Below are 22,177 nucleotides of genomic sequence, written 5' to 3'. Positions count from 1 at the left end.
CTTGCCCGCGAAGCTTTTTAGCGCCCTCAAGGGCCTCTTCGCGGGCAAGCAGCGCTCCCACCCAAGCACTGCTCCTACATTGGGGGCGGCTATCTTGAGTATCAGGTGCGGAAGCGCTTGACCAATGCATCCAGTTCGCTGGACAGCCCCGCCAGGCCCTGGGAGTCGAGCCGCGCCGAGTTCGCCAGTTCCGCCACCAATTGCGCATCGCCATGGATCTGGCTGATATGCCGATTGATGTCTTCGGCGACGTGGTGCTGCTCTTCCGCCGCGGTGGCGATTTGCGTGTTCATATCGCGGATCACGTCCACCGATTCGCGGATCTGTCCGAAACTGGTGCGCGCCAGGCCGATGCGGTTCACCGACTCCTGCGACACCTCGAGGCTGGCATGCATCTGCTGGGCGACCTGGCTGGTGCGTTTGGCCAGGTTACCGAGCAGCCCGTCGATTTCCGCCGTGGAGTCGGCGGTGCGCTTGGCCAGGGCCCGCACCTCGTCGGCCACCACCGCAAAGCCACGGCCTTGTTCACCGGCCCGGGCCGCTTCGATGGCGGCGTTGAGCGCCAGCAGGTTGGTCTGTTCGGCAATTGAACGAATAGTGCCGAGAATCGACTGAATATTGTTGCTGTCGCTCTCCAGTTGCTGCATCGACTGGGCTGACTGCTCGATCTCACGGCTCAACTGGTCGACGCTGCTGACCGCCGCATCGATCTGCTGTTGGCCTTCACGGGCCTGGCGCTGGCCGCTGTCGGCCGACTCGGCGGCCTGGCTGCAGGAGCGGGCGACTTCGTTGGCGGTGGCGACCATCTCGTGGAAGGCCGTCGACACCATGTCTACCGCCTCGCGCTGGCGTCCGGCGGCGTCGGCCATGTCCCCGGAAACCCGGGTGGAGTTATGCGATGAATCGAGAATCTTGTTCGCCGACAAACCGATGTGCTGAATCAGGCTGCGGATCGCCCCGAGGAACTGGTTGAACCAGTTCGCCAGTTGCGCGGTTTCGTCGTTGCCACGGATCTGCAGGTTCTGGGTCAGGTCGCCTTCGCCCTGAGCGATGCCTTCCAGGCCGCTGGCGACGCTACGGATCGGCCGAATGATCAGGCCAGCGAAGCTGGCGCCGACGATGGCGAAGATCACCGCGAGCACGGCGGCAATGATCGCCACCAGCCAGGTCAACTGGTTGGCCGAACTCATCACCTCACTCTGCTTGATCAGGCCGATAAAGGTCCAGCCCAACTGCTCGGACGGCCAGACATTGGCCATGTAGTGCTCGCCGTTGATGTCGACTTCCACCAGGCCCTTGCCCGCCTTGGCCAGGTCGGCATAACCGCCACCGAGACTGCCCAGGGCCTTGAAGTTGTGCTCGGGTGCCTTGGGGTCCACCAACAGGTTGCCGCTGTTCTCCATCAACATCAGGTAGCCGCTTTCACCGAGCTTGATCTGCTTGACGATCTCGGTGAGTTGCTTGAGGGTCACGTCGACGCCGACCACGCCACCCTGGGGTCCCAGCTTGTTGTCCACGGTGCGCACGGTACCGATCATGACGGCATCGTCGGCCGCCCAGTAGTAGGCGGAGGTCCGCAGGGTCTTGCCGGGATTGGCGATCGCGGTCTTGTACCAGGGCCGGACACGTGGGTCGTAGTTGGCCAGTTTCGGGTCGGCTGGCGTCGAGACGTAGCCACCGTTGCCAACGCCGTAGGACACATAGGAATAAGCCGGATGGGCCTGTCTCATGCCCTCAAGCAGGTCGTAGATCTGTTTGTCCTGCTCGTTAAGGGCAATTTGTGCGGCATCGGCGTTCATGTAGCCCTTGATCGCGCCGTCGGAATTTTTTATCAACGGCTGGTTCGTCAGGTATTCGACGTTCTGGCTGACGCCGTCGAAGAACAACTGCATGGCGTTGCTGACCTGGCGGATCTCCCGACCGCTGCCGTCGACAAAGTTGCTGCGGGCTTCGCTACGCAGGTTCAGCACCACCAGGGTGGCAACCAGTACCACCGGTAAGCAGGCGACGATTGCAAACGCCCAGGTCAGTTTCTGCTTGATGTTCATCCGCGCTCCAGAATTTTCTTGTAGACCCCAGGCGTGCCGAGCACGTGTGGTCGGTATAGGGCAGTTGTGCAAGTGGTGGGTGTGCTGAACATCCGTTTCGCTGGCGGCGTGCTGATTGTCCGACAAAAACGCCTTTAGTCTTAAAAGCCTTCGGCTGGCGCGGAAAAAAGTTGAGGTACACGGCGAATATTCTGATCTTTTCTGAGCATTGGGCTTTCAATCGTGGTCGGAAATGACAAGGTGTTGCATGAACCACCGCTTGATAATCCTTGGCTATTCTCTTGAGACGCCGTTTTCTCCTGGCCGATTCGTCGGAATAATCTGGCACATTGAGTGCATTGGAGAGTATTCGAGGTCGGCATCCTCTCCCCGCTGTGAGAGGATTGCCGTATAACGAGTGACATTCGCGTGTTTGGCAATAAAGGACCCACAATAAAAGCTGATGAAGACTCCAAAACGCATTGAACCCCTGATCGAGGACGGTCTGGTCGACGAGGTGCTGCGCCCACTCATGAGTGGTAAAGAGGCAGCGGTTTATGTGGTGCGCTGTGGCAACGAGCTACGTTGTGCCAAGGTCTACAAGGAGGCGAATAAACGAAGTTTTCGTCAGGCGGCCGAGTATCAGGAAGGCCGCAAGGTGCGCAACAGCCGGCAGGCCCGCGCCATGGCCAAGGGGTCCAAGTTCGGCCGCAAGGAGACCGAGGACGCCTGGCAGAACGCGGAAGTGGCGGCGTTGTTCCGTCTGGCCAGCGCCGGGGTACGGGTGCCCAAGCCGTTCGACTTCCTGGAAGGCGTACTGTTGATGGAATTGGTGGCGGACGAGTACGGCGATGCCGCGCCGCGCCTCAACGATGTGGTGCTGGAGCCGGATCAGGCGCGCGAGTATCACGCGTTCCTGATTTCGCAGATCGTACTGATGTTGTGTACCGGTCTGGTGCACGGTGACCTGTCGGAGTTCAACGTGCTGTTGACGCCGCAGGGGCCGGTGATCATCGACTTGCCCCAGGCGGTGGATGCGGCGGGTAACAACCATGCCTTCAGCATGCTGGAGCGGGACGTCGGCAACATGGCGGCCTATTTCGGGCGTTTCGCCCCGGAACTCAAGCACACGCGCTACGCCAAGGAGATGTGGGCGTTGTTCGAGGCCGGCACCTTGCATCCGGGCAGTGTTCTGACGGGTGAGTTCGACGATCCGGAAGAACTGGCGGATGTCGGCAGTGTGATGCGCGAGATCGAAGCCGCGCGATTCGAGGAGGAGCGCCGCCAGGCGATCCGCGCGGCGGATGACAAACCGCCGAGCAAGGCCGAGGAGCCGCCTCCGCCGTGGATGCAGCATTGATCGCGTGAATGGAAAATCCGGCCTTGGCCGGATTTTTTATTTGCAGCAGCCTCCCGACGCCAGATCCTTGAGAATCGGACAATCGGGCCGATGATCGCCGTGGCAGTGTTCCACCAGGTCCTGCAAGGTATCGCGCAAACCGGCCAATTCCTCGATCTTGTGGTTCAATTCATCGATATGCCGGCGTGCCAGGGCTTTCACGTCGGCGCTGGCGCGCTGGCGGTCCTGCCAGAGCGTCAGCAGCTTGCCGACCTCTTCCAGGGAGAAGCCCAGGTCCCGCGAGCGCTTGATAAACGCCAGGGTGTGCAAGTCCTGTTCACTGTACAAGCGGTAGCCACTGTCGGTACGGCTGGCGACCTTGAGCAGGCCGATGGCTTCGTAGTAGCGAATCATCTTCGCGCTCAGGCCGCTCTGGCGGGCTGCTTGGCCGATGTTCATGACAACTCCTTCAGTCAAGGTCTTTGGGTTTCCAGGTCTTGAGCAGCAACGCATTGCTCACCACGCTGACACTGGACAAGGCCATGGCCGCGCCGGCCAGAACCGGGTTGAGCAGGCCGAAGGCGGCCAGGGGAATGCCGATCAGGTTATAGACGAAGGCCCAGAACAGATTCTGGCGGATCTTTGCGTAGGTCTTGCGGCTGATCTCCAGGGCCGCCGGCACCAGCCGCGGATCGCCGCGCATCAGGGTGATGCCCGCCGCGTGCATGGCGACATCGGTACCGCCGCCCATGGCAATGCCGATATCGGCGGCGGCCAGGGCCGGGGCGTCGTTGATGCCGTCGCCGACCATTGCCACTACCCCCTGTAGCTTCAACGCTGTGATGATGGCGGCTTTGTCCGCCGGCAGCACTTGCGCGTGAACATCATCGATGCCCAAGGCCTCGGCGACCACCCGGGCGCTGCCGCGGTTGTCCCCGGTCAGCAGGTGGCTGCTGATCTGCCGGGCCTTGAGCTGCTCGATGGCTTGCAGGGCACCGTGCTTGAGCGTGTCGCCGAAGGCGAACAAGCCCAGCACGCGCGGTTGCGGGCTTTGCTCGATCAGCCAGGACAAGGTCCGGCCTTCGGCTTCCCAGGTGCTCGCCGACGTTGCCAGCGCGCCGGCGTCCAGGCCGCTTTCATCCAGCAGGCGTTGATTGCCCAGTGCCAGGGCGCGTTCGCCGAGACGCCCGGCGATACCGCGTCCGCTCAGCGCCCGGCTGTCACTGACATTCTCCAGGGCCAGGCCGCGTTCCGCGCAGGCGTCCAGCACCGCCTTGGCCAAGGGATGTTCGCTGCCGCGCTGGAGGGCGCCGGCCAGTTGCAGCGCGTTGTCGTCATCCGCGTCGGCAGTGACCAGGTGAGCGATGCGTGGCGTGCCGGAAGTGAGGGTGCCGGTCTTGTCGAAGACTACGGCACTGACTTCATGGGCGCGTTCCAGGGCTTCGGCGTCCTTGATCAGGATGCCGTGGCGGGCGGCCACGCCGGTGCCGGCCATGATCGCCGTTGGCGTCGCCAGGCCCAGGGCACAGGGGCAGGCGATCACCAGCACCGCCACCGCATTGATCAACGCGGTCTCCAACGGTGCGCCGTGCAGCCACCAGCCGATCAGCGTTGCCAGGGCCAGCAGCAGGACGCTGGGGACGAACACCTGGCTGACCTTGTCCACCAGCTTCTGGATCGGTGCCTTGGCGGCCTGGGCGTCCTCGACCAGGCGGATGATTCGCGCCAATACGGTTTCGGCGCCCAATGCCCGGGTTTTCACCAGCAACCGACCTTCGCCGTTGATGGCACCGCCAGTGACCGGGTCACCGGGCTGCTTGGGCACCGGCAGGCTTTCACCACTGATCAACGCCTCATCGGCGTGGCTGCGGCCTTCGACTACCTCGCCGTCCACCGGAAAACGTTCCCCGGGCTTGACCAGCACCAGGTCATCGAGGCGCAGGGCACTGATGGCCACGTCCTGCTCTCGGCCATCCAGCACCTGGATCGCCCGCTCCGGACGCAAGGCTTCGAGGGCACGGATGGCACTGGCGGTCTGGCGCTTGGCGCGGCTTTCCAGGTACTTGCCCAGCAGCACCAGGGCGATCACCACCGCCGAGGCTTCGAAATACAGATGAGGCATGCTGCCCGGGGCGGTATTGGCCCATTGATACAGGCTCAGGCCATAGCCGGCGCTGGTACCGAGGGCGACCAGCAGGTCCATGTTGCCAGCTCCAGCCTTGACGGCTTTCCAGGCGGCGACATAGAAGCGTGCTCCGAAGATGAACTGTACCGGCGTGGCCAGCGCCCATTGCAACCAGGCCGGCAGCATCCAGTGGTAGCCCAGCGGCTGGACCAGCATCGGCACCACCAGCGGCAGGGCCAGGGCAATCGCCAGCAACAGCGACATGCGCTCGCGGTTCAGGCGCCGCTGTTGATCCAGGGCGCCGGCGGCCTCGTTTTGCCGCAGGCTGGCGGTGTAACCGGCAGCCGTGACCGCGGCGATCAGCACGGCGGGATCGACCTGGCCGAGCAGATCCAGATGGGCCCGTTCACTGGCCAGGTTGACGCTGACCCGCCGCACCTCGGGCACCTTGCTCAAGGCGCGCTCGATCCGGCCCGCGCAGGAAGCGCAGGTCATACCGCCAATATCCAGTTCCAGGGTTTGCGTGGGTACACTGTAGCCGGCCTGTTCGACGGCACTGAGCAGCGCCGGCAGGCTGTCGGCCGGGGCCTGGACGCGGGCCTGTTCGGTGGCAAGGTTGACACTCACGGCACTGGCGCCTGGCACCTTGCTCAAGGCGCGCTCGACCCGGCCGGCGCAACTGGCGCAGGTCATGCCGGCGATCGGCAGGTCGAAGAGGGTGGATTCGAGCATGGGCAATACTCCTGGAGAAGTTGCCCCAAGGATCAACCTTGCCCCCCTGGCAAGGTCAAGCGCTTATTGATAACCCAGTGGTGCTTGTTTCAAGCGCAGGCCTTCCGGTCCGCCGACGATGGAGAACTTGCGCACATCTCCGCCATTGAGCTTGATCACCTGTTCGGGGGTGGTCAGCATGCTCGGGGCGCAGCCGGGAGCCTGCCCTGGCAGGGATTTCAAGCGCACGGAGACATTGCCTGGTGGCAGGTTGAAGGAGGTGGACTGTTCCTGGAACAGCCGGGCGGACAGTTGGTCCTGGAGATAAACGCCGATCTCGCAGGAGGTGGAGACTTCCAGGCGCTCGCGAGAAATGATCAGAACGGCGTAGTTCTCTCCGGCCGCATTGGCGAAGGGGCTCGCCCCGAAAAGGCTGAGAAGGCCGAACAGGCTGAAAACTGACCAGCGCATGGCTGAATCTCCTACGGTTTGATCGTCGATGCCGAAGCTTGGCGCAAGCTCGCGCTGAATGCCAGCCCGGCAGTGTCGTCAGGAACTTGACCTTGCCATGGTGGTAAGCTTGAGACTACGGACATTCCCCCATGAAAGGAGCTGTGTCATGCAAGTCTTCAATGTCCAGGGTATGTCTTGCGCTCACTGTGTACGGGCCATTACCCAGGCGGTCCAGGCGCTGGATTCGACCGCCGAGGTGCGGGTCGACCTGGCGGCGAAGGAAGTCGTTGTCAGCAGCAGTCGGCTGTCGGCGGAGCAAGTGCTCGGCGCGATCAGCGAAGAAGGTTATGAGGCGAAGCTGGCGGGTTGACGCGAATCCGGTATTTTTAATAGTTAGCGACCTATCAGAATGTTCAAGGACTTCGCGCGCCGCTAGACTAGCAGCCCGCGCCGATCTTCCCTGGACCCCTGATGAACCTGCGAACCATCCTGATTCTCGGAGCCCTGAGCGCCTTCGCGCCCTTGGCCATCGATTTCTACCTGCCGGGTTTTCCGGCCATGGCCACCGCGTTCGGGACCGATGAAAAACATATCCAACTGACTCTGGCCGTGTATTTCCTCGGACTCTCCATCGGCCAGTTGGCCTACGGCCCGGTGGCCGACCGCTTCGGTCGACGGGTGCCGCTGCTGGTGGGGGTGGCGCTGTTCACTGTCGCGTCCCTGGCCTGTTCCTTTGCCCCGAGCCTGGAGTGGCTGATTGCCGCGCGTTTCGTCCAGGCCCTGGGGGGCTGCGCCGGGATGGTGATATCCCGGGCGGTGGTCAGCGACAAATGCGATGCGGTGGGTTCGGCCAAGGTCTTCTCGCAACTGATGCTGGTGGTGGGGCTGGCGCCGATCCTGGCGCCGATGCTCGGCGGAGTACTGGTCAACCTCTATGGCTGGCACTCGATCTTTATCGCCTTGACGTTCTTCAGTGCATTGGCGGCCATCGCCGTGATGCTCGGCCTGCCCGAGAGCCTGCCGGCCAATCATCCGCGCCCGCCACTGTCGGGGGCGCTGCGTCAGTACGGTCGGTTGTTGGCCGACCGCCTGTTCCTCGGCCACGCCTTGACCGGTGGTATCGCGATTGCCGGGATGTTTGCCTATATCGCCGGTTCGCCGTTCGTGTTCATCAAGCTCTATGGGGTACCGGCCGAGCACTACGGCTGGCTGTTCGGCAGCAACGCGGCGGGTTTCATTCTGACGGCTCAGGTCAATGCCCGCTTGCTGGCCAAGCGCGGCCCGGCCTATCTGCTGGCGCGCGCCGTGTGGGTTTACCTGGCGGCCGGCCTGGCACTGTTGGCGGTCAGCAGCTTGCACACGGAACAACTGTGGCCCTTGCTGGTGCCGTTGTTCATCTGTATTTCCAGCCTGGGCTGCATCCTGCCCAACGCCTCGGCCTGCGCCATGAACGGCCAGGGCGCGCGCGCCGGCAGTGCGTCGGCGACGCTGGGCTGCCTGCAGTTCGGCGTGGCGGCGGCCGCGGCGTCATTGGTGGGGATATTGCACGATGGCAGCGCCGTGCCGATGGCCTTGGTCATCAGCCTGTGCGGTGTACTGGTGGTGACACTGGCCATGACAACTCGTCGCGTGCAACACGCGCGAGTCATTCAGGGCTAGGTCCCCGGCGGGATCAGCCAACGGCGCGTTGCTGATGCTCGGGAAAGACGTGGGGGGCCTGCAACCTGGTTTGCAGGGTGCTGACAAAGGCGCGGGCCTCGGATTCGCTACGGAAGGTCACCACGTGCTGGTCCAGACGGACCTGCCATTGATTGCCGTGGGGCCTGGTCAGTTCTTTAACCAGTATCTTCATTACGGACTTCCTCCTGTTGGTAACGACTCATTCTCTGTTTTTTGAAAATGACTGCATTAAAACCAAAACAGCAGTGAGGCTACGAGTGTAGCGCTGATTTCTTGCTGGCAAATGACCAGGATCAAACATCTGACTGGTGGTTGTTCTGGTTTTTGCGGGAGCAAACCGTTCTCATCAAACCACGACTCCAGAACCGCCGCTCCCCTGTAGGAGCCAGCTTGCTGGCGATGAGGCCGGTAAGTCTGGCCGCCATCGCCAGCAAGCTGGCTCCTACAGGGGAGGGGGGTGTCAGGTCGATAGACTCGCGGAATTCGACTCAGAACCCTTCCAGCACGATCTTGCCCTTGGCCTTGCCGCTTTCCAGCAATTCATGGGCACGGCGCAGGTTGGCGGCATTGATCTGGCCGAAGTGCTCGCCCAGCGTGGTTTTCAACACCCCGGCATCGATCAGCTCGGCGACGCGGTTGAGCAGGTTGTGCTGTTCGATCATGTCGTCGGTCTCGAACATCGAGCGGGTGTACATGAACTCCCAGTGCAACGACAGGCTCTTGCGCTTGAGCTTGCTGATGTCGAAGCCCTTCGGATCGTCGATCAGGGCCAGCTTGCCCTGGGGCTTGAGGGCTTCGACCAGTTCATCGAGGTGGCTATCGGTCTGGGTCAGGCTGGCGACATGGGTCACCTGCGGGTGTCCGTGTGCCTTGAGTTCTTCGCTCAAGGGCCGGCTGTGATCAATGACCAGGTCGGCGCCGAGTTTCCTCGCCCAGTCCTGGGTTTCGGGGCGCGAAGCCGTACCGATGACCTTCAGGCCGGTCAACTGGCTGGCGAGTTGGGTCAGGATCGAACCCACGCCGCCGGCGGCACCGACGATCAGTAGGCTCTGGCCCTGATCGGCCTTGCCCTCGGCAATCCGCAGGCGCTCGAACAGCAGCTCCCAGGCGGTGATGGCGGTCAAGGGCAAGGCGGCGGCTTCAGCAAACCCCAGGCTGTTTGGCATGCGCCCGACGATGCGCTCATCCACCACATGCAGTTCGCTGTTGGCCCCGGGGCGAGTCAGCGAGCCGGCATAGAAGACCCGGTCGCCGACCTTGAACAGGCCGACCTCGCTGCCCACCGCCTTGACCACGCCGGCCACGTCCCAGCCCAGCACCTTGGCTTCGCCATTCTCCGGCGGCATGAACTGACGGACCTTGGTGTCCACCGGATTGACGGAGATGGCCTTGACCTCGACCAGCAGGTCACGAGGGCCGGCGACCGGGGCCGGCAGTTCGATGTCCTGCAGCGACAGCGGGTCGTTGGCGGGCAGGGACGCGTAGAAGGCAATGGCTTTCATAGGAGCACTCCAGAGAACAGTGATTTCGATGGCGCCATGATTGGTTATTTCTCTTGGAGATAAAACCGGCTAAAACAGCAGTCTCTTTCAATTTTTTTTTGATAATGCCGGAGTCCGTCATGTTGCGTTTCGATGACTTGCAGTTGTTTGTCCGTGCCGCCGACCTTGGCAGCCTGTCGGCGGCGGCGCGGGTCATGGACATGTCGGCGGCGGTGGCCAGCGCCGCGCTGAAACGCATCGAACAACAACTTGGGGCGCGCTTGCTGGCGCGCTCGACCCGTAGCCTGCGGCTGACCGCCGAGGGCGAGGGGTTCCTTGAGTATGCCCGGGCGGCCTTGAGCCAACTCGATGAAGGGCGCCGGCTGCTGGCTCGCGGTCAGGACCAGGTCAGTGGTGTCTTGCAGCTATCGGCGCCCTCGGACTTCGGACGCAACCTGTTACTGCCCTGGCTGGACGAGTTCCAGCGCGAATATCCACAACTGACGGTGCGCTTGCTGCTGGGGGATCGTATCGCCGATCTGTTCCGCCAGCCGGTGGACATTGCCTTGCGTTATGGCGAGCCGGAGGACTCCAGCCTGGTGGCGTTGCCCGTGGCGCCGGACAACCGCCGGGTACTGTGCGCGGCACCGAGTTATCTGGCACGACACGGCGAGCCTCGCGCGTTGGCGCAACTGGCGCAGCACAATTGCCTGCTTTATATGCTCAGCAGCCGGGTCCATGACCATTGGTGTTTTCACGACGGCAAGCGCGAAGTCGGCCTGACCGTCAGCGGCGACCGTTTCAGTGACGACGCCGATGTGGTGCGCCGCTGGGCCGTCGCCGGTACTGGCATCGCCTACAAATCCTGGCTGGATGTGTCGGCCGATGTCCTGGCGGGACGCTTGCAGGTGCTGTTGCCAGAGCTGCGCTGTGAGCGCGCGCCGCTGAATTTGTTGTGCGCCCATCGCGCTCAATTGAGTAAGCCGGTGAACCTGCTGCGCGAGATGCTGAGCCGGCGATGTGCGCAACTGGGACGCTTGGCGCCGGTGTCCCGCCGATGAGACACGTCGACTTCGAAGAGGTTCTGTTACAACCCGTTCAGGAATAAAGGTCGGCTCCGGGCACATTGTGGTTTAGGCTGATTGCATTGGATCCAATATCCTTTCGGCGGATTACGCATTTTGTTTCATTCGCCGCCGTTGATTGCCAAACGACGAAGAATCGCCCGGTTTTTGGCATTTTCGCGTCTTGGCTTGGGCGGGATTACTCCTCAGTATGCCCCGTGTGCGTTCGATCAGTGTTTCAACAGGGAGTGAAGACATGGAATATGCACCTTGCGTCAGTCAGATTGCCACGTTGCTTGCCGACCCCAAGCGCAGTGCGATGATGTGGGCGTTGTTGGATGGCAGCGCCCGGGCTGCCGATGAGTTGGCCCTGTGCACGGGGCTGTCGCTGTCCTCGGCCAGCGCCCATCTGGCGCGCCTGAGTTCTGGTGGCCTGGTTCGTATCGAGGAGCGTGGCCGCAAGCGCTTCTTCCGACTCGCCGCCCCGGAAGTCGGCACGGCGGTGCAAGCCTTGGCCAGCGCCTCGTTGGCCAGTGCGCCACTGGCGCTGGCGCATGCGGTCAAGGCCCTGGCGCCGGATGCCGAGGCTCTGCGCCACGCCAGGGTTTGCCACGATCACCTGGGCGGTACGCTGGCTGGCGAACTCTACCAGCGTCTGCTCGGGGCGGGCTGGATCGAACAACAGGAACTGCGCCTGCGGGTGACCAGCAAGGGCGCCGCCCACCTGGCCGAGCGCGGCCTGTACATTCAGGCGCTGGTCCATGGTCAGCGCGAGATCGCCTGTGTCTGCCACGACGTGCAACGTCGGCCCCATCTGGGGGGCGCGCTGGGTGCCGGGCTGCTGCAACTGTTCCTGCAATCGGGTTGGCTGGCCGCGCGGGAAGACTCCCGGGCCTTGCAGGTGTCCACGCTCGGACAGCGGCAGATCGACAAACTGGCCAGTGAAGTCGAGCTCGAATTGGCCAGCTGAGCTCCACCAGCCCGCCGCATGGATGCGGTGGGCGTCGCTCAAGGCTGCGAACAGGTCGTATCCAGAAACAAGCCCTCCTGACGATCCCGCACACTCGATCGAAGATTCGAATCGAGAGATATCCCATGGAAGCTCAAGGCTACAGCGCGGCGGAACGACTGGAACGCTTGCCCATCAGCGGTTATCACCGGCTGATTTTCATCATTATTGCCCTGGCGTTTTTCTTCGACTCCATGGACCTGGCGATGATGACTTTCCTGCTCGGCTCGATCAAAGCCGAGTTCGCCCTCGGCAGTGCCCAGGCCGGTTTACTGGCCAGTTCGAGTTTCTTTGGCATGGTGGTCGGCGCATCGTTGTCGGGCCTGCTTGCCGACCGTTTCGGGCGCAAGCCGGTGTTCCAATGGAGCATCGTGCTCTGGGGCGTGGCCAGTTACCTGTGTTCCACCGCGCAGACCGTCGAGACACTGACGCTGTTTCGTATTCTGCTGGGGTTCGGCATGGGCATGGAGTTTCCGATTGCCCAGTCGATGCTCTCGGAACTGATTCCGGCCAAGCGGCGCGGGCGCTATATCGCGCTGATGGACGGTTTCTGGCCCCTCGGCTTTGTCGCTGCCGGGGTGCTGTCGTATTTCCTGCTGCCGCTGGTGGGCTGGCGCGACATCTTCCTGGTGCTGGCGATACCGGCGGTGTTCGTCCTGGCGATTCGCTTTTTCATCCCCGAATCGCCACGTTGGCTGGAGCAGGCCGGGCATCACGAGGCGGCGGATCGGGTACTGTGCGCCATCGAGGAGCGGGTGCGGACGTCGCTCCAGCAGAGCACGCTGCCGATTCCGCTGCGCTTGCCGCGTGGCGTGGAGCGTGCGCCAAGTTTCTTTTCGGCCTTTCAACAGCTGTGGTCGCCGTTGTACCGCCAGCGCACGCTGATGATCTGGAGCGTTTGGTTCTTTGCCTTGCTCGGCTTTTACGGCCTGACCTCCTGGCTCAGTGCCTTGCTGCAGCAGTCGGGGTTCGCGGTGACGCAGTCGGTGTATTACACGGTGTTGATTTCCCTGGGCGGGATTCCGGGCTTCCTGATGGCGGCCTGGCTGGTGGAGCGTTGGGGGCGCAGGCCGGTGTGCATCGTCACCTTGCTCGGTGGTGGGGTCATGGCGTTTTTCTACGGGCAGAGTGCGGTGTTCGGCGGCAATGTCGGCTTGCTGGTGGGGTCGGGGTTGTTGATGCAGTTCTTCCTGTTCGGCATGTGGGCGGTGTTGTACACCTATACGCCGGAGTTGTACCCGACCTCGGCGCGGGCCACGGGCTCCGGTTTTGCCTCGGCGGTGGGACGGATCGGCTCGTTGCTCGGGCCGCTGGTGACCGGGCTGGTGTTCCCGGTGACCGGACAGGGCGGGGTATTCGCCCTGGGGGCGTTGTGTTTTGTAATTGCGGCAGCGCTGGTCTGGCGCTTCGGCATGGAGACCAAGGGCAAGGCGCTGGAGGAGTTGAGCGAAGTGGCTGGGGGGTAGTCCGGGTGGTGGAGTTCGAACCTGTGGAAGCGGATTTTGTGTGGGCGCGGAGCTTGTCGGGGCGCCGCTCCCACAAGAGCAGCGCCGCTCCCTCAGTGTCCGGTGCTTACCTAATCAGGGTTTGACCAGGCGCGCATCCAGGCTGTTTTGCGCCAGGCGTTGGGCCTGTTCCTTGGTCATGCCCAAGTGTGTGTGCAGCGCGTAGAAATTCTCGGTCACGTAACCGCCGAAGTAGGCCGGGTCATCGGAGTTCACCGTGACCTTCACGCCGCGTTCGAGCATCTCGAGGATGTTGTGTTGCGACATGTTGTCGAACACCCGGAGCTTGGTGTTCGACAGCGGGCAGACGGTCAGCGGGATCTGTTCGTCGATGATCCGCTGCATCAGCCGCTCATCCTCGATGGCCCGTACACCGTGGTCGATACGCTGGACTTTCAGCAGGTCGAGGGCTTCCCAGATGTACTCCGGCGGACCTTCCTCGCCAGCGTGGGCGACGGTCAGGAAGCCCTCGCCGCGGGCCCGATCGAAGACCCGTTGGAACTTGCTCGGTGGGTGGCCCATTTCCGAACTGTCGAGCCCGACCGCGACAAACGCGTCGCGAAACGGCAGCGCCTGGTCCAGGGTCTTCTGCGCCTGGTCTTCACTGAGGTGACGCAGGAAGCTGAGGATCAGGCCACTGCCGATGCCCAGTTGCTGCTCGCCGTCCTTGAGGGCCGCGGCAATGCCATTGAGCACGACTTCGAAGGGGATACCCCGGTCGGTGTGGGTCTGGGGATCGAAGAAGGGTTCGGTGTGGATGACGTTCTGCGCCTTGCAGCGCAGCAGGTAAGCCCAGGTCAGGTCGTAGAAGTCCTGGGAGGTGCGCAGCACGTCCGCGCCCTGGTAATAGAGGTCGAGGAATTCCTGCAGGTTGTTGAAGGCATAGGCCTTGCGCAAGGTGTCGACGTCGCTCCACGGCAGGGCGATCTTGTTGCGTTCGGCCAGGGCGAACAGCAGCTCCGGCTCCAGCGAGCCTTCCAGGTGCAGGTGCAGTTCCGCCTTGGGCAGGGCATTGAGCCAGTCGTACATGGTTTTCTTCTCATCAGGTGCAGATGGCAGACATTCTACAGATGTCATCGAGACACTGACCAAATCCAGCTCGAATTCGCCCCCTTGTAGGCGCGAGCTTGCTCGCTCCTACAAGGGGGGGGGCGGCGTTCACCAGGGAATCGTCTCGCCCTTGTAGTTGATGAAGTGATGCCCACCCCGGCCGGCATAGGCATTGACCTGGTCGATCAGGCCGCGGACGCTGGTTGCCACATCGAGATTCGCGCCCTCGCCACCCATGTCGGTTTTCACCCAGCCCGGGTGCATCGACAGTACGGTAAAGGTGGGGGCCTCGACTTCGCTCAGGAAGGTGTTGGTCATGGAATTCAGCGCGGCCTTGCTCGCTTTGTAGAAGGCCAGGTCCGGGGCATCGGGCAAGGTCACGCTACCCAGGACCGAACTCATGAAGGCGATCACCCCGTTGCCCGGACGGATCTGGCCGACAAAACGCTGGGCCAGGGCCACGGGGGCGATGGCATTGGTCATGAACAACTGGCCGATCTCTGCCAGCGAGGCGCTGCCCGGCCGCTGGTCCTCCGGCCCCTTGACGCCAGCATTGACGAACAGCAAGTCGAATACCTGGCCTTCCAGGCGTTGCGCCAGTGAGGTCACGGCCGCGTGATCGGCCATGTCCAGGCTTTCGATCCGCACCGGGCCGAGGGCCTTCAGGGCGTCGGCCTTGTGCACGTCGCGCACGGTGGCGGTCACGTCCCAGCCATCGGCCAGCAATTGTTTGGCCAGCCCGAGTCCAAGGCCTCGGGAAGCACCGATGATCAACGCGTTCTTATTGCTCATGAGCAAACTCCTTGTGTAATGACAGTCCTGTTCTCAGAGGACAACTTTGTTGCAGGCGATGCTGCAATTCCAGGCGCAAGTCTCCCAGCTCGGCGATACGCGCCTCGATCAGCACGAGTTTGTCTTGCAGCAGTTGCGTCACGGCGCTGTCGGCATCCGGAGCGTTCCACACCCCGGCGACGCTGCTGCCGATTTCGCCCAGGCTGAAGCCCAGGCGCTGGGCGGTCTTGATGTACTGCACCAGTTGCACCATCTCGGGAGGATAATCCCGATAACCGTTGGCGCTACGTTGGGCAACGATCAAACCGCGCTGTTCGTAGAAACGCAGGGTGTCGCAACTGACGGCACAGGCCCGCGCCAGCTCACCGATACGCATGCTACTTGCTCTCTGGAAAGGCTTGACCTTGGAGCATACTCCAGGCTTTAGCCTCTGTGTTCCCTGAATGTCCATGGAGACGCAGCATGTGGAGCACAGAACAGTACCGTCGGCTGGTTCGGGTCAGCGCTTGGTATGACTTGATCGTCACGGCGGGCTTTGTCACGCCCTGGAGTTTTCTCGCCTTGCATGGTGTTCTGCTGGCACTGGCCGCGGCGTTGAACCTGTCGGGAAGTTTTCCGCCGTTCGCGCCCGCGCATCTGTTGATGGCGAACCTGATGGGGTCGATCGTCTGCGTCTGGGCGGTATTGCGCATCCGTGACCCGCAACAGACATTCGGCCGTTATGACGCGGTGGGCCGGATGCTGTTCGCGACCTGGCAGGCCTATGCCCTGAGCCAGGGAGCGAACATGATCATCGCCGTATTTCTGTTCTTCGAACTGGTTTGGGGGATCGCGCAGCTATGGCCGGTACGCCCAGCGCTTTCGACCGATGCACAACCTCTGTAGCCCGCTTGCCGGCGATTGCAATCGCAGTTTCTGCATCGTCATCCCTGCCAGGGACCGACCCTCCAGGGCGCAGGCGAGGCAGTCGGGCCAGGCGATATCGGATCATGCGCCTGATCAAAAAACGATCAACTTCACGCAGGCTCGGCTGGATCGGCGGCTCGGCCACCCTTGCACGGCTTATCCACAGGTTGCTCCACAGTATCTGTGTGCAAGCCCGACGCTTGGGCATAAAGACCATTGGGCTATTCTCCAAACGCGATAAACCCCGCTAACTTGCTGTTTAGCGGAAGATTTTGCGGTACCGAAGGGCGATTGGACAAAAACTGATCAGCAGCCGCAAAGCCACGTTGCAGAAGGGTTACAGGCGGATGTGCTCAGGTTATCCACAGTCGGGTGCACAGTGATTGTGGGCAACCCCGTGGTGTGTGCCACGTGTGTGAAGCGCATGGCTGAACTGATCGGTCATGCCTGGCGCTGCAAGAGAATGCGCCCGCGACTGAGATCGGCCAGTTGCCGTTGTAGCGTATCAATCTGTGCCTGGCCCACGGCCAGCTCCAGTTCCACGCCGTTGGCGGTGAACTGTTCCGCCACGATCAGGCCGCCCAGCTCGGCCACTCGCAGTTTGACCAGGGCCAGCTCGCTGAAGGCGCAGGCGCAGCTCAGTGCGACCCGGTTGATCAGCGGCAACCGCTCGGCATTTTGCAGGCACTTGTTGGCGCCGCCGCCATAGGCACGGGCCAAGCCTCCGGTGCCCAGTTGGATGCCGCCATACCAGCGGATGACCAGGACCACGACCTGGTCGCAATCCTGGGCCTCGATGGCGGCCAGGATCGGCCGGCCCGCGGTACCGCCGGGTTCTCCGTCGTCACTGCTGCGGTATTGGTCGGCCAGTTTCCAGGCCCAGCAGTTGTGGGTCGCATCCAGATCGCTGTGTTGCTCGATAAAGGCCTGGGCTTCGGCGACACTGGTGATGGGCGCGGCGAGGGTGATAAAGCGGCTTTTGCGAATTTCCTCTCGGTATTCGCAAACGCCGGCAAGGGTAAAAGGCATACGCTATTCGGCTTCAGTTCAAGAGGATCAGAGGGGCGGCGTCAGGCCGCAGCCCTTGAGGATAATACGGATCAGGTTGTTGCTGGCGTCTTCCATGTCCTGCTTGGTCAGCCGCGGGCGGCCGGTGACGCGGCAGATCTGGGTGGCGAAGTCGGCGTAATGCTGGGTGCTGCCCCAGAGCAGGAAGATCAGGTGCACCGGATCGACCGGGTCCATCTTGCCCGCATCGATCCAGGCCTGGAACACGTTCGCGCGGCCCTGGAACCAGGTACGGTAATCCTGGTTGAAGTGCTCGGTCAGGCATTCGCCGCCGCTGATGATTTCCATGGCGAAGATCCGCGAGGCCTGTGGCTGGCGTCGGGAGAACTCCATCTTGGCGCGAATATAGCGGGCCAACGCCTGGGCCGGGTCGTCGTCGGCGCTCAGGTGATTGAAGGTGCTGTCCCACTGTTCGAGGATATTGCTCAGTACCGCGATATACAGCCCCAGCTTGTGGGTGAAGTAATAGTGCAGGTTGGCCTTGGGCAGCCCGGCATTCAGGGCAATGGTGTTCATGCTGGTGCCTTTGAAACCATGGCGGGCGAATTCGTCCGCGGCGGCCTTGATAATCGCGTCCTGGTTTTTCTGGCGAATTCGGCTGGCGGGCTTTCCGGCGAGGACAAGGGCTTCAACGGTCATGGGCAGTTCCGAGCGGGTCTGTGGGCGTAACCCGTGCACAGATAGCGTACCCACGGGGTTCAGACAAGTCCTGTGATCATATAAAGCCTTGAGACGAGTCGATTCTGTCGCTTTAGGGGTAACTATTCACGGCAGTGGGTTGAGCACGATATTCTGCTGGCGCCGGCTTGTTGGCGATTGGGGATTTTAGCCACGCGTTGCCCGCGAAGAGGCCCTTGAGCCGTGTATTGTTCTTACGGGGCAGGGGGCGTGATCATCTTCAGCGGGTCGCCGCCAGGCTCTCGAGGAAGCTTTCCAGCACCAGGTGCGGGCGCCGGCCCTTGCGCGTCACCGAGGCCAGGCTCAGGTCATAGAATCGACTGCCGGCCTTGAGGGCCCGCAGCCGACCTTGCTGGACCCAGAGGTTGGCGTAGTGATCGGGCAGGTAGCCGATATAGCGTCCGGTCAGGATCAGGAACGCCATGCCCTCGCGGTCCGAGGCACTGGCGGTGCAATTGAGCGCCTGGTAATGCGCCTGGATCTCGGCCGGCAGGCGGAAAGTCGGGGCGATGGCATCCTGGGTATTGAGACGTTTGTCGTCCAATTGCTTGTCGTCGACATAGAACAGCGGATGTCCCACCGCGCAGTAGAGCAGCGAACGCTCGCTGTACAACGGTTGATACTCCAGCCCCGACAAGGCGCTGGCCTGGGGCACCACCCCGACATGCAGGCGGCCGTCGAGCACGCCTTGTTCCACCTCGTTGGGGGCGATCATGCGGATCTGGATCCGCACGTCCGGCCCACGTTCCTTCAACTGGGCCAGCGCGTGGGTGATGCGCATATGGGGCAGGGTCACCAGGTTGTCGGTCAGGCCGATGATCAACTCGCCGCGCAGGTGCTGGTGCAGTCCGTTGACCTCGGTGCGGAAACTCTCCAGTGCGCCCAGCAGTTGCAGCGCCGAGTGATACACCTCGCGGCCTTCCTCGGTCAGCGAGAAACCGGCCCTTCCACGCTGGCACAAGCGTAGTCCGAGGCGTTGCTCCAGATCGCTCATCTGCTGGCTGATGGCCGAGCGGCCGATACCGAGCACGGTTTCCGCCGCGGAAAAGCCGCCGCACTCCACTACGCTGCGAAAGATACGCAGCAAACGGATATCAAAGTCGCTGACTTGCGCCAGGGGGTCGAGGCGGCGGCTGCTCATAGCTTAGTCATATAGTTTAGTAGTCTGCTGACTGAACATTAGAAAAGTTGGATTTCACCGACTTTATCGCCGTGGCAATTTAGCTGCAAGAACGCTTTCAACTCCTGCGCCGCTTATTGCCCTGCGAGGTTTCGCCCATGAACATGTCTGAAAACGCACCCGCTTCCCTGGCCAGCCAGCTCAAGCTCGATGCTCACTGGATGCCCTACACGGCCAACCGCAACTTCCAGCGCGATCCGCGGTTGATCGTTGCCGCCGAAGGCAGCTGGCTGATCGATGACAAGGGCCGCCGGGTGTATGACTCGCTGTCCGGTCTGTGGACCTGCGGTGCCGGGCACACCCGCAAGGAAATCCAGGAAGCGGTGGCCAAGCAACTGGGCACCCTCGACTACTCGCCGGGCTTCCAATACGGTCACCCGTTGTCGTTCCAGTTGGCGGAGAAAATCACCGCGCTGACGCCAGGCAATCTGAATCATGTGTTCTTCACCGACTCCGGCTCCGAGTGCGCCGATACCGCGGTGAAGATGGTGCGCGCCTACTGGCGCCTGAAAGGCCAGGCGACCAAGACCAAGATGATCGGTCGGGCCCGTGGTTATCACGGGGTGAACATCGCCGGGACCAGCCTGGGTGGTGTCAACGGCAACCGCAAGCTGTTCGGCCAGGCGATGATGGATGTCGATCACCTGCCTCATACCCTGCTGGCGAGCAATGCGTTTTCCCGTGGCATGCCGGAGCAGGGCGGTATCGCCTTGGCCGATGAGTTGCTCAAGCTGATCGAACTGCACGATGCGTCCAACATCGCCGCCGTTTTCGTCGAGCCCATGGCCGGGTCCGCCGGTGTCCTGGTGCCGCCACGGGGTTACCTCAAGCGCCTGCGGGAAATCTGTGACCAGCACAATATCCTGCTGGTGTTCGACGAAGTGATCACCGGTTTCGGGCGTACCGGCGCGATGTTCGGTGCCGACAGCTTTGGCGTGACTCCAGACTTGATGTGTATCGCCAAGCAGGTGACCAACGGTGCCATCCCGATGGGCGCGGTGATTGCCAGCAGCGAGATCTACCAGACCTTCATGAACCAGCCAACGCCTGAGTACGCGGTGGAATTCCCTCACGGCTACACCTACTCGGCGCACCCGGTAGCGTGCGCGGCCGGCTTGGCGGCACTCGACCTGCTGCAAAAGGAAAACCTGGTGCAGAGCGTGGCCGAAGTCGCGCCGCATTTTGAAAATGCCCTGCATGGCTTGAAGGGCAGCAAGAACGTCATCGACATCCGCAACTACGGCCTGGCTGGCGCGATCCAGATCGCTGCTCGTGACGGCGACGCCATCGTGCGGCCGTTCGAAGCCGGCATGGCCCTGTGGAAGGCCGGGTTCTACGTGCGCTTTGGCGGCGACACCCTGCAATTCGGGCCAACCTTCAACAGCCAGCCGCAGGACCTTGATCGCCTGTTCGATGCGGTCGGCGAAGTGCTGAACAAGCTCGACTGATCCTTCCGTATAGACGGCCAACGTTATTCCCTGGCGGGAGCGAGGTCACTCGCTCCGCTATACCCATGTTCTGGAGCCCCGCAATGAGCGCAATTCAACATTTGATCGACGGCCAACTGGTCAGCGATTCCGGTCGCACGGCGGCAGTGTACAACCCGTCTACCGGCCAGGTGATCCATCAGGTGCCGCTGGCGGATCGCGAGACCATCCAGCGGGCCATCGATTCGGCCAAGGCGGCCTTTCCGGCCTGGCGCAATACCCCGCCGGCCAAACGGGCCCAGGTGATGTTCCGCTTCAAGCAATTGCTGGAGCAGAACGAGGCGCGCATCGCCCAACTGATCAGCGAAGAACACGGCAAGACTCTGGAAGACGCCGCCGGTGAATTGAAGCGCGGTATCGAGAACGTCGAGTACGCCTGCGCCGCGCCGGAAGTGTTGAAGGGTGAATACAGCCGTAACGTCGGTCCGAACATCGACGCCTGGTCCGACTTCCAGCCACTGGGCGTGGTGGCGGGTATCACGCCGTTCAACTTCCCGGCGATGGTGCCGCTGTGGATGTATCCGCTGGCGATCGTTTGCGGCAACTGCTTTATCCTCAAGCCCTCCGAGCGCGATCCGAGCTCGACCTTGCTGATCGCCCAGTTGCTGCTGGAAGCCGGTCTGCCCAAGGGCGTGCTGAATGTGGTGCATGGTGACAAGACTGCGGTGGATGCGCTGATCGAGGCCCCGGAAGTCAAGGCCCTGAGCTTTGTCGGTTCGACTCCGATTGCCGAGTACATCTATGCCGAAGGGACCAAGCGCGGCAAACGCGTCCAAGCCCTGGGCGGGGCAAAGAACCATGCGGTGCTGATGCCGGATGCGGATTTGGACAATGCGGTCAGTGCCTTGATGGGCGCCGCCTATGGTTCCTGCGGCGAGCGTTGCATGGCGATCTCCGTGGCGGTTTGCGTGGGCGACCAGGTGGCGGACGCGCTGGTGGCCAAGTTGGTGCCACAGATCAAGGCGTTGAAGATCGGTGCGGGGACTTCGTGCGGGCTGGACATGGGGCCATTGGTGACCGGTCAGCATCGCGACAAGGTCAGTGGCTATATAGAAGACGGTGTGATGGCGGGGGCGCAACTGGTGGTCGACGGTCGTGGTTTGAGCGTCAAGGATCATGAGGAGGGCTTCTTCCTTGGCGGCTGCCTGTTTGATCGCGTGACGCCTGAGATGCGTATCTATAAGGAGGAGATCTTCGGGCCGGTGCTGTGCATCGTCCGGGTCAACAGCCTGGAAGCGGCCATGCAATTGATCAACGATCACGAATACGGTAACGGCACCTGCATCTTTACCCGTGACGGTGAAGCGGCGCGCTTGTTCTGCGACGAGATCGAAGTGGGGATGGTCGGGGTCAACGTGCCGTTGCCGGTGCCGGTGGCTTATCACAGCTTTGGTGGCTGGAAGCGTTCGTTGTTTGGCGACCTGCATGCCTACGGTCCGGATGGCGTGCGTTTCTATACCCGGCGCAAGGCAATCACCCAGCGCTGGCCGCAACGTGCCAGCCATGAGGCGTCGCAATTCGCTTTCCCGAGCCTGTAAGTCGTTGAGGCAGGGGCCGCACGGCCCCTTGTAGGGGCCAGCTTGCTGGCGATGGTGGCCCTGGAGCCGGCAAAAGCTTCGCGG

At 62.4% G+C, this 22,177-nt stretch carries 21 protein-coding genes and 1 pseudogene; 9 read left to right on the top strand and 13 right to left on the bottom strand.

The window, feature by feature from the left end; all coding sequences use genetic code 11:
- Positions 1-101: 101 nt before the first annotated feature.
- Both PFEN_RS31275 and PFEN_RS31270 read right to left on the bottom strand, forming a co-directional pair.
- Entirely contained in the window at positions 102-830 is a 729-nt protein-coding gene (locus PFEN_RS31275) for a methyl-accepting chemotaxis protein (RefSeq protein WP_412071387.1), read from the bottom strand.
- 129 nt (positions 831-959) lie between these two features.
- Positions 960-1,892 (bottom strand): annotated as a pseudogene (locus PFEN_RS31270) (cache domain-containing protein); the annotation flags it as partial.
- A 598-nt stretch (positions 1,893-2,490) separates the two neighbouring features.
- Between PFEN_RS31270 and PFEN_RS04475 the strand changes: the two are divergent.
- The gene (locus PFEN_RS04475) at positions 2,491-3,387 is read left to right on the top strand and encodes a PA4780 family RIO1-like protein kinase (protein ID WP_191485812.1); all 897 of its coding nucleotides are present in this window, start codon (positions 2,491-2,493) and stop codon (positions 3,385-3,387) included.
- A gap of 36 nt (positions 3,388-3,423) precedes the next feature.
- On the opposite strand, the gene cueR is transcribed toward PFEN_RS04475, so the two are convergent.
- The 3 genes from cueR to PFEN_RS04460 all read right to left on the bottom strand — a co-directional run bounded on the left by cueR (position 3,424) and on the right by PFEN_RS04460 (position 6,673).
- On the bottom strand, positions 3,424-3,825 hold the full coding sequence (gene cueR / locus PFEN_RS04470) for a Cu(I)-responsive transcriptional regulator (RefSeq protein ID WP_191485811.1): 402 nt from the start codon (positions 3,823-3,825) through the stop codon (positions 3,424-3,426).
- Between the two features lie 10 nt (positions 3,826-3,835).
- Positions 3,836-6,223: a heavy metal translocating P-type ATPase gene (locus PFEN_RS04465; RefSeq protein WP_191485810.1), complete on the bottom strand. Its 2,388-nt coding sequence runs from the start codon at positions 6,221-6,223 to the stop codon at positions 3,836-3,838.
- Between the two features lie 63 nt (positions 6,224-6,286).
- Positions 6,287-6,673, bottom strand: coding sequence for a hypothetical protein (locus tag PFEN_RS04460; protein WP_191485809.1), 387 nt, complete (start codon positions 6,671-6,673; stop codon positions 6,287-6,289).
- Positions 6,674-6,821: 148 nt separating this feature from the next.
- Between PFEN_RS04460 and PFEN_RS04455 the strand changes: the two genes are divergently transcribed.
- Positions 6,822-7,025, top strand: coding sequence for a heavy-metal-associated domain-containing protein (locus PFEN_RS04455; RefSeq protein ID WP_191485808.1), 204 nt, complete (start codon positions 6,822-6,824; stop codon positions 7,023-7,025).
- 101 nt (positions 7,026-7,126) lie between these two features.
- The gene (locus PFEN_RS04450; protein WP_191485807.1) at positions 7,127-8,314 is read left to right on the top strand and encodes a multidrug effflux MFS transporter; all 1,188 of its coding nucleotides are present in this window, start codon (positions 7,127-7,129) and stop codon (positions 8,312-8,314) included.
- Positions 8,315-8,327: 13 nt separating this feature from the next.
- Here the strand turns inward: PFEN_RS04450 and PFEN_RS04445 are convergent, their stop codons facing one another.
- The gene (locus PFEN_RS04445; protein WP_191485806.1) at positions 8,328-8,507 is read right to left on the bottom strand and encodes a hypothetical protein; all 180 of its coding nucleotides are present in this window, start codon (positions 8,505-8,507) and stop codon (positions 8,328-8,330) included.
- A 316-nt stretch (positions 8,508-8,823) separates the two neighbouring features.
- Positions 8,824-9,837 (bottom strand): zinc-binding alcohol dehydrogenase family protein, encoded by a 1,014-nt coding sequence (locus PFEN_RS04440; RefSeq protein WP_191485805.1) that lies wholly within the window; start codon positions 9,835-9,837, stop codon positions 8,824-8,826.
- Positions 9,838-9,956: 119 nt separating this feature from the next.
- On the opposite strand from PFEN_RS04440, the gene PFEN_RS04435 reads away from it, so the two are divergent.
- The 3 genes from PFEN_RS04435 (at position 9,957) to PFEN_RS04425 (ending at position 13,355) form a co-directional block, all read left to right on the top strand.
- A complete protein-coding gene (locus tag PFEN_RS04435) occupies positions 9,957-10,877 on the top strand; it encodes a LysR family transcriptional regulator (RefSeq protein WP_191485804.1) in 921 nt (306 codons plus the stop codon).
- A gap of 259 nt (positions 10,878-11,136) precedes the next feature.
- The gene (locus PFEN_RS04430) at positions 11,137-11,850 is read left to right on the top strand and encodes an ArsR/SmtB family transcription factor (protein ID WP_191485803.1); all 714 of its coding nucleotides are present in this window, start codon (positions 11,137-11,139) and stop codon (positions 11,848-11,850) included.
- A 125-nt stretch (positions 11,851-11,975) separates the two neighbouring features.
- Positions 11,976-13,355: an MFS transporter gene (locus PFEN_RS04425; protein ID WP_191485802.1), complete on the top strand. Its 1,380-nt coding sequence runs from the start codon at positions 11,976-11,978 to the stop codon at positions 13,353-13,355.
- Between the two features lie 114 nt (positions 13,356-13,469).
- Here PFEN_RS04425 and PFEN_RS04420 read toward each other — a convergent pair whose 3' ends face one another.
- The 3 genes from PFEN_RS04420 to PFEN_RS04410 all read right to left on the bottom strand — a co-directional run bounded on the left by PFEN_RS04420 (position 13,470) and on the right by PFEN_RS04410 (position 15,612).
- The gene (locus tag PFEN_RS04420) at positions 13,470-14,423 is read right to left on the bottom strand and encodes an adenosine deaminase (RefSeq protein WP_191485801.1); all 954 of its coding nucleotides are present in this window, start codon (positions 14,421-14,423) and stop codon (positions 13,470-13,472) included.
- A gap of 129 nt (positions 14,424-14,552) precedes the next feature.
- Positions 14,553-15,236 (bottom strand): SDR family oxidoreductase, encoded by a 684-nt coding sequence (locus PFEN_RS04415; RefSeq protein ID WP_191485800.1) that lies wholly within the window; start codon positions 15,234-15,236, stop codon positions 14,553-14,555.
- Positions 15,226-15,612, bottom strand: a complete 387-nt coding sequence (locus PFEN_RS04410) for a MerR family transcriptional regulator (protein ID WP_191485799.1) — start codon at positions 15,610-15,612, stop codon at positions 15,226-15,228. The genes PFEN_RS04415 and PFEN_RS04410 overlap by 11 nt, the downstream gene beginning before the upstream one ends.
- Positions 15,613-15,698: 86 nt before the next feature.
- Here PFEN_RS04410 and PFEN_RS04405 point away from each other — a divergent pair, with 86 nt between their 5' ends.
- A complete protein-coding gene (locus PFEN_RS04405; protein ID WP_191485798.1) occupies positions 15,699-16,121 on the top strand; it encodes a hypothetical protein in 423 nt (140 codons plus the stop codon).
- Between the two features lie 462 nt (positions 16,122-16,583).
- Here the strand turns inward: PFEN_RS04405 and PFEN_RS04400 are convergent, their stop codons facing one another.
- The 3 genes from PFEN_RS04400 to PFEN_RS04390 all read right to left on the bottom strand — a co-directional run bounded on the left by PFEN_RS04400 (position 16,584) and on the right by PFEN_RS04390 (position 19,029).
- The gene (locus tag PFEN_RS04400; RefSeq protein ID WP_191485797.1) at positions 16,584-17,171 is read right to left on the bottom strand and encodes an IMPACT family protein; all 588 of its coding nucleotides are present in this window, start codon (positions 17,169-17,171) and stop codon (positions 16,584-16,586) included.
- A gap of 27 nt (positions 17,172-17,198) precedes the next feature.
- Positions 17,199-17,855 (bottom strand): TetR/AcrR family transcriptional regulator, encoded by a 657-nt coding sequence (locus PFEN_RS04395; protein WP_412071386.1) that lies wholly within the window; start codon positions 17,853-17,855, stop codon positions 17,199-17,201.
- 253 nt (positions 17,856-18,108) lie between these two features.
- Positions 18,109-19,029, bottom strand: a complete 921-nt coding sequence (locus PFEN_RS04390; RefSeq protein ID WP_191485795.1) for a LysR family transcriptional regulator — start codon at positions 19,027-19,029, stop codon at positions 18,109-18,111.
- Positions 19,030-19,166: 137 nt separating this feature from the next.
- Here PFEN_RS04390 and PFEN_RS04385 point away from each other — a divergent pair, with 137 nt between their 5' ends.
- Positions 19,167-20,516: an aspartate aminotransferase family protein gene (locus PFEN_RS04385; protein ID WP_191485794.1), complete on the top strand. Its 1,350-nt coding sequence runs from the start codon at positions 19,167-19,169 to the stop codon at positions 20,514-20,516.
- Positions 20,517-20,599: 83 nt separating this feature from the next.
- On the top strand, positions 20,600-22,093 hold the full coding sequence (locus PFEN_RS04380) for a CoA-acylating methylmalonate-semialdehyde dehydrogenase (RefSeq protein ID WP_191485793.1): 1,494 nt from the start codon (positions 20,600-20,602) through the stop codon (positions 22,091-22,093).
- The last annotated feature ends 84 nt before the right edge of the window (positions 22,094-22,177 follow it).

It is taken from the genome of Pseudomonas sp. FEN (assembly GCF_904067045.1).
Classification (GTDB): Bacteria; Pseudomonadota; Gammaproteobacteria; order Pseudomonadales; family Pseudomonadaceae; genus Aquipseudomonas.
This window is presented reverse-complemented; position numbering and strand designations above follow the sequence as displayed.

Bases quoted from the DNA above. Each gene is read 5' to 3' on its own strand.
- PFEN_RS04410 (WP_191485799.1), bottom strand. From the start codon at position 15,612: ATGCGTATCGGTGAGCTGGCGCGGGCCTGTGCCGTCAGTTGCGACACC.
- PFEN_RS04460 (WP_191485809.1), bottom strand. From the start codon at position 6,673: ATGCGCTGGTCAGTTTTCAGCCTGTTCGGCCTTCTCAGCCTTTTCGGG.
- PFEN_RS04465 (WP_191485810.1), bottom strand. From the start codon at position 6,223: ATGCTCGAATCCACCCTCTTCGACCTGCCGATCGCCGGCATGACCTGC.
- cueR (WP_191485811.1), bottom strand. From the start codon at position 3,825: ATGAACATCGGCCAAGCAGCCCGCCAGAGCGGCCTGAGCGCGAAGATG.
- PFEN_RS04450 (WP_191485807.1), top strand. From the start codon at position 7,127: ATGAACCTGCGAACCATCCTGATTCTCGGAGCCCTGAGCGCCTTCGCG.
- PFEN_RS04475 (WP_191485812.1), top strand. From the start codon at position 2,491: ATGAAGACTCCAAAACGCATTGAACCCCTGATCGAGGACGGTCTGGTC.
- PFEN_RS04405 (WP_191485798.1), top strand. From the start codon at position 15,699: ATGTGGAGCACAGAACAGTACCGTCGGCTGGTTCGGGTCAGCGCTTGG.
- PFEN_RS04380 (WP_191485793.1), top strand. From the start codon at position 20,600: ATGAGCGCAATTCAACATTTGATCGACGGCCAACTGGTCAGCGATTCC.
- PFEN_RS04430 (WP_191485803.1), top strand. From the start codon at position 11,137: ATGGAATATGCACCTTGCGTCAGTCAGATTGCCACGTTGCTTGCCGAC.
- PFEN_RS04445 (WP_191485806.1), bottom strand. From the start codon at position 8,507: ATGAAGATACTGGTTAAAGAACTGACCAGGCCCCACGGCAATCAATGG.
- PFEN_RS04435 (WP_191485804.1), top strand. From the start codon at position 9,957: ATGTTGCGTTTCGATGACTTGCAGTTGTTTGTCCGTGCCGCCGACCTT.
- PFEN_RS04425 (WP_191485802.1), top strand. From the start codon at position 11,976: ATGGAAGCTCAAGGCTACAGCGCGGCGGAACGACTGGAACGCTTGCCC.
- PFEN_RS04400 (WP_191485797.1), bottom strand. From the start codon at position 17,171: ATGCCTTTTACCCTTGCCGGCGTTTGCGAATACCGAGAGGAAATTCGC.
- PFEN_RS04390 (WP_191485795.1), bottom strand. From the start codon at position 19,029: ATGAGCAGCCGCCGCCTCGACCCCCTGGCGCAAGTCAGCGACTTTGAT.
- PFEN_RS04415 (WP_191485800.1), bottom strand. From the start codon at position 15,236: ATGAGCAATAAGAACGCGTTGATCATCGGTGCTTCCCGAGGCCTTGGA.
- PFEN_RS04420 (WP_191485801.1), bottom strand. From the start codon at position 14,423: ATGTACGACTGGCTCAATGCCCTGCCCAAGGCGGAACTGCACCTGCAC.
- PFEN_RS04455 (WP_191485808.1), top strand. From the start codon at position 6,822: ATGCAAGTCTTCAATGTCCAGGGTATGTCTTGCGCTCACTGTGTACGG.
- PFEN_RS04440 (WP_191485805.1), bottom strand. From the start codon at position 9,837: ATGAAAGCCATTGCCTTCTACGCGTCCCTGCCCGCCAACGACCCGCTG.
- PFEN_RS04385 (WP_191485794.1), top strand. From the start codon at position 19,167: ATGAACATGTCTGAAAACGCACCCGCTTCCCTGGCCAGCCAGCTCAAG.
- PFEN_RS31275 (WP_412071387.1), bottom strand. From the start codon at position 830: ATGGTGTCGACGGCCTTCCACGAGATGGTCGCCACCGCCAACGAAGTC.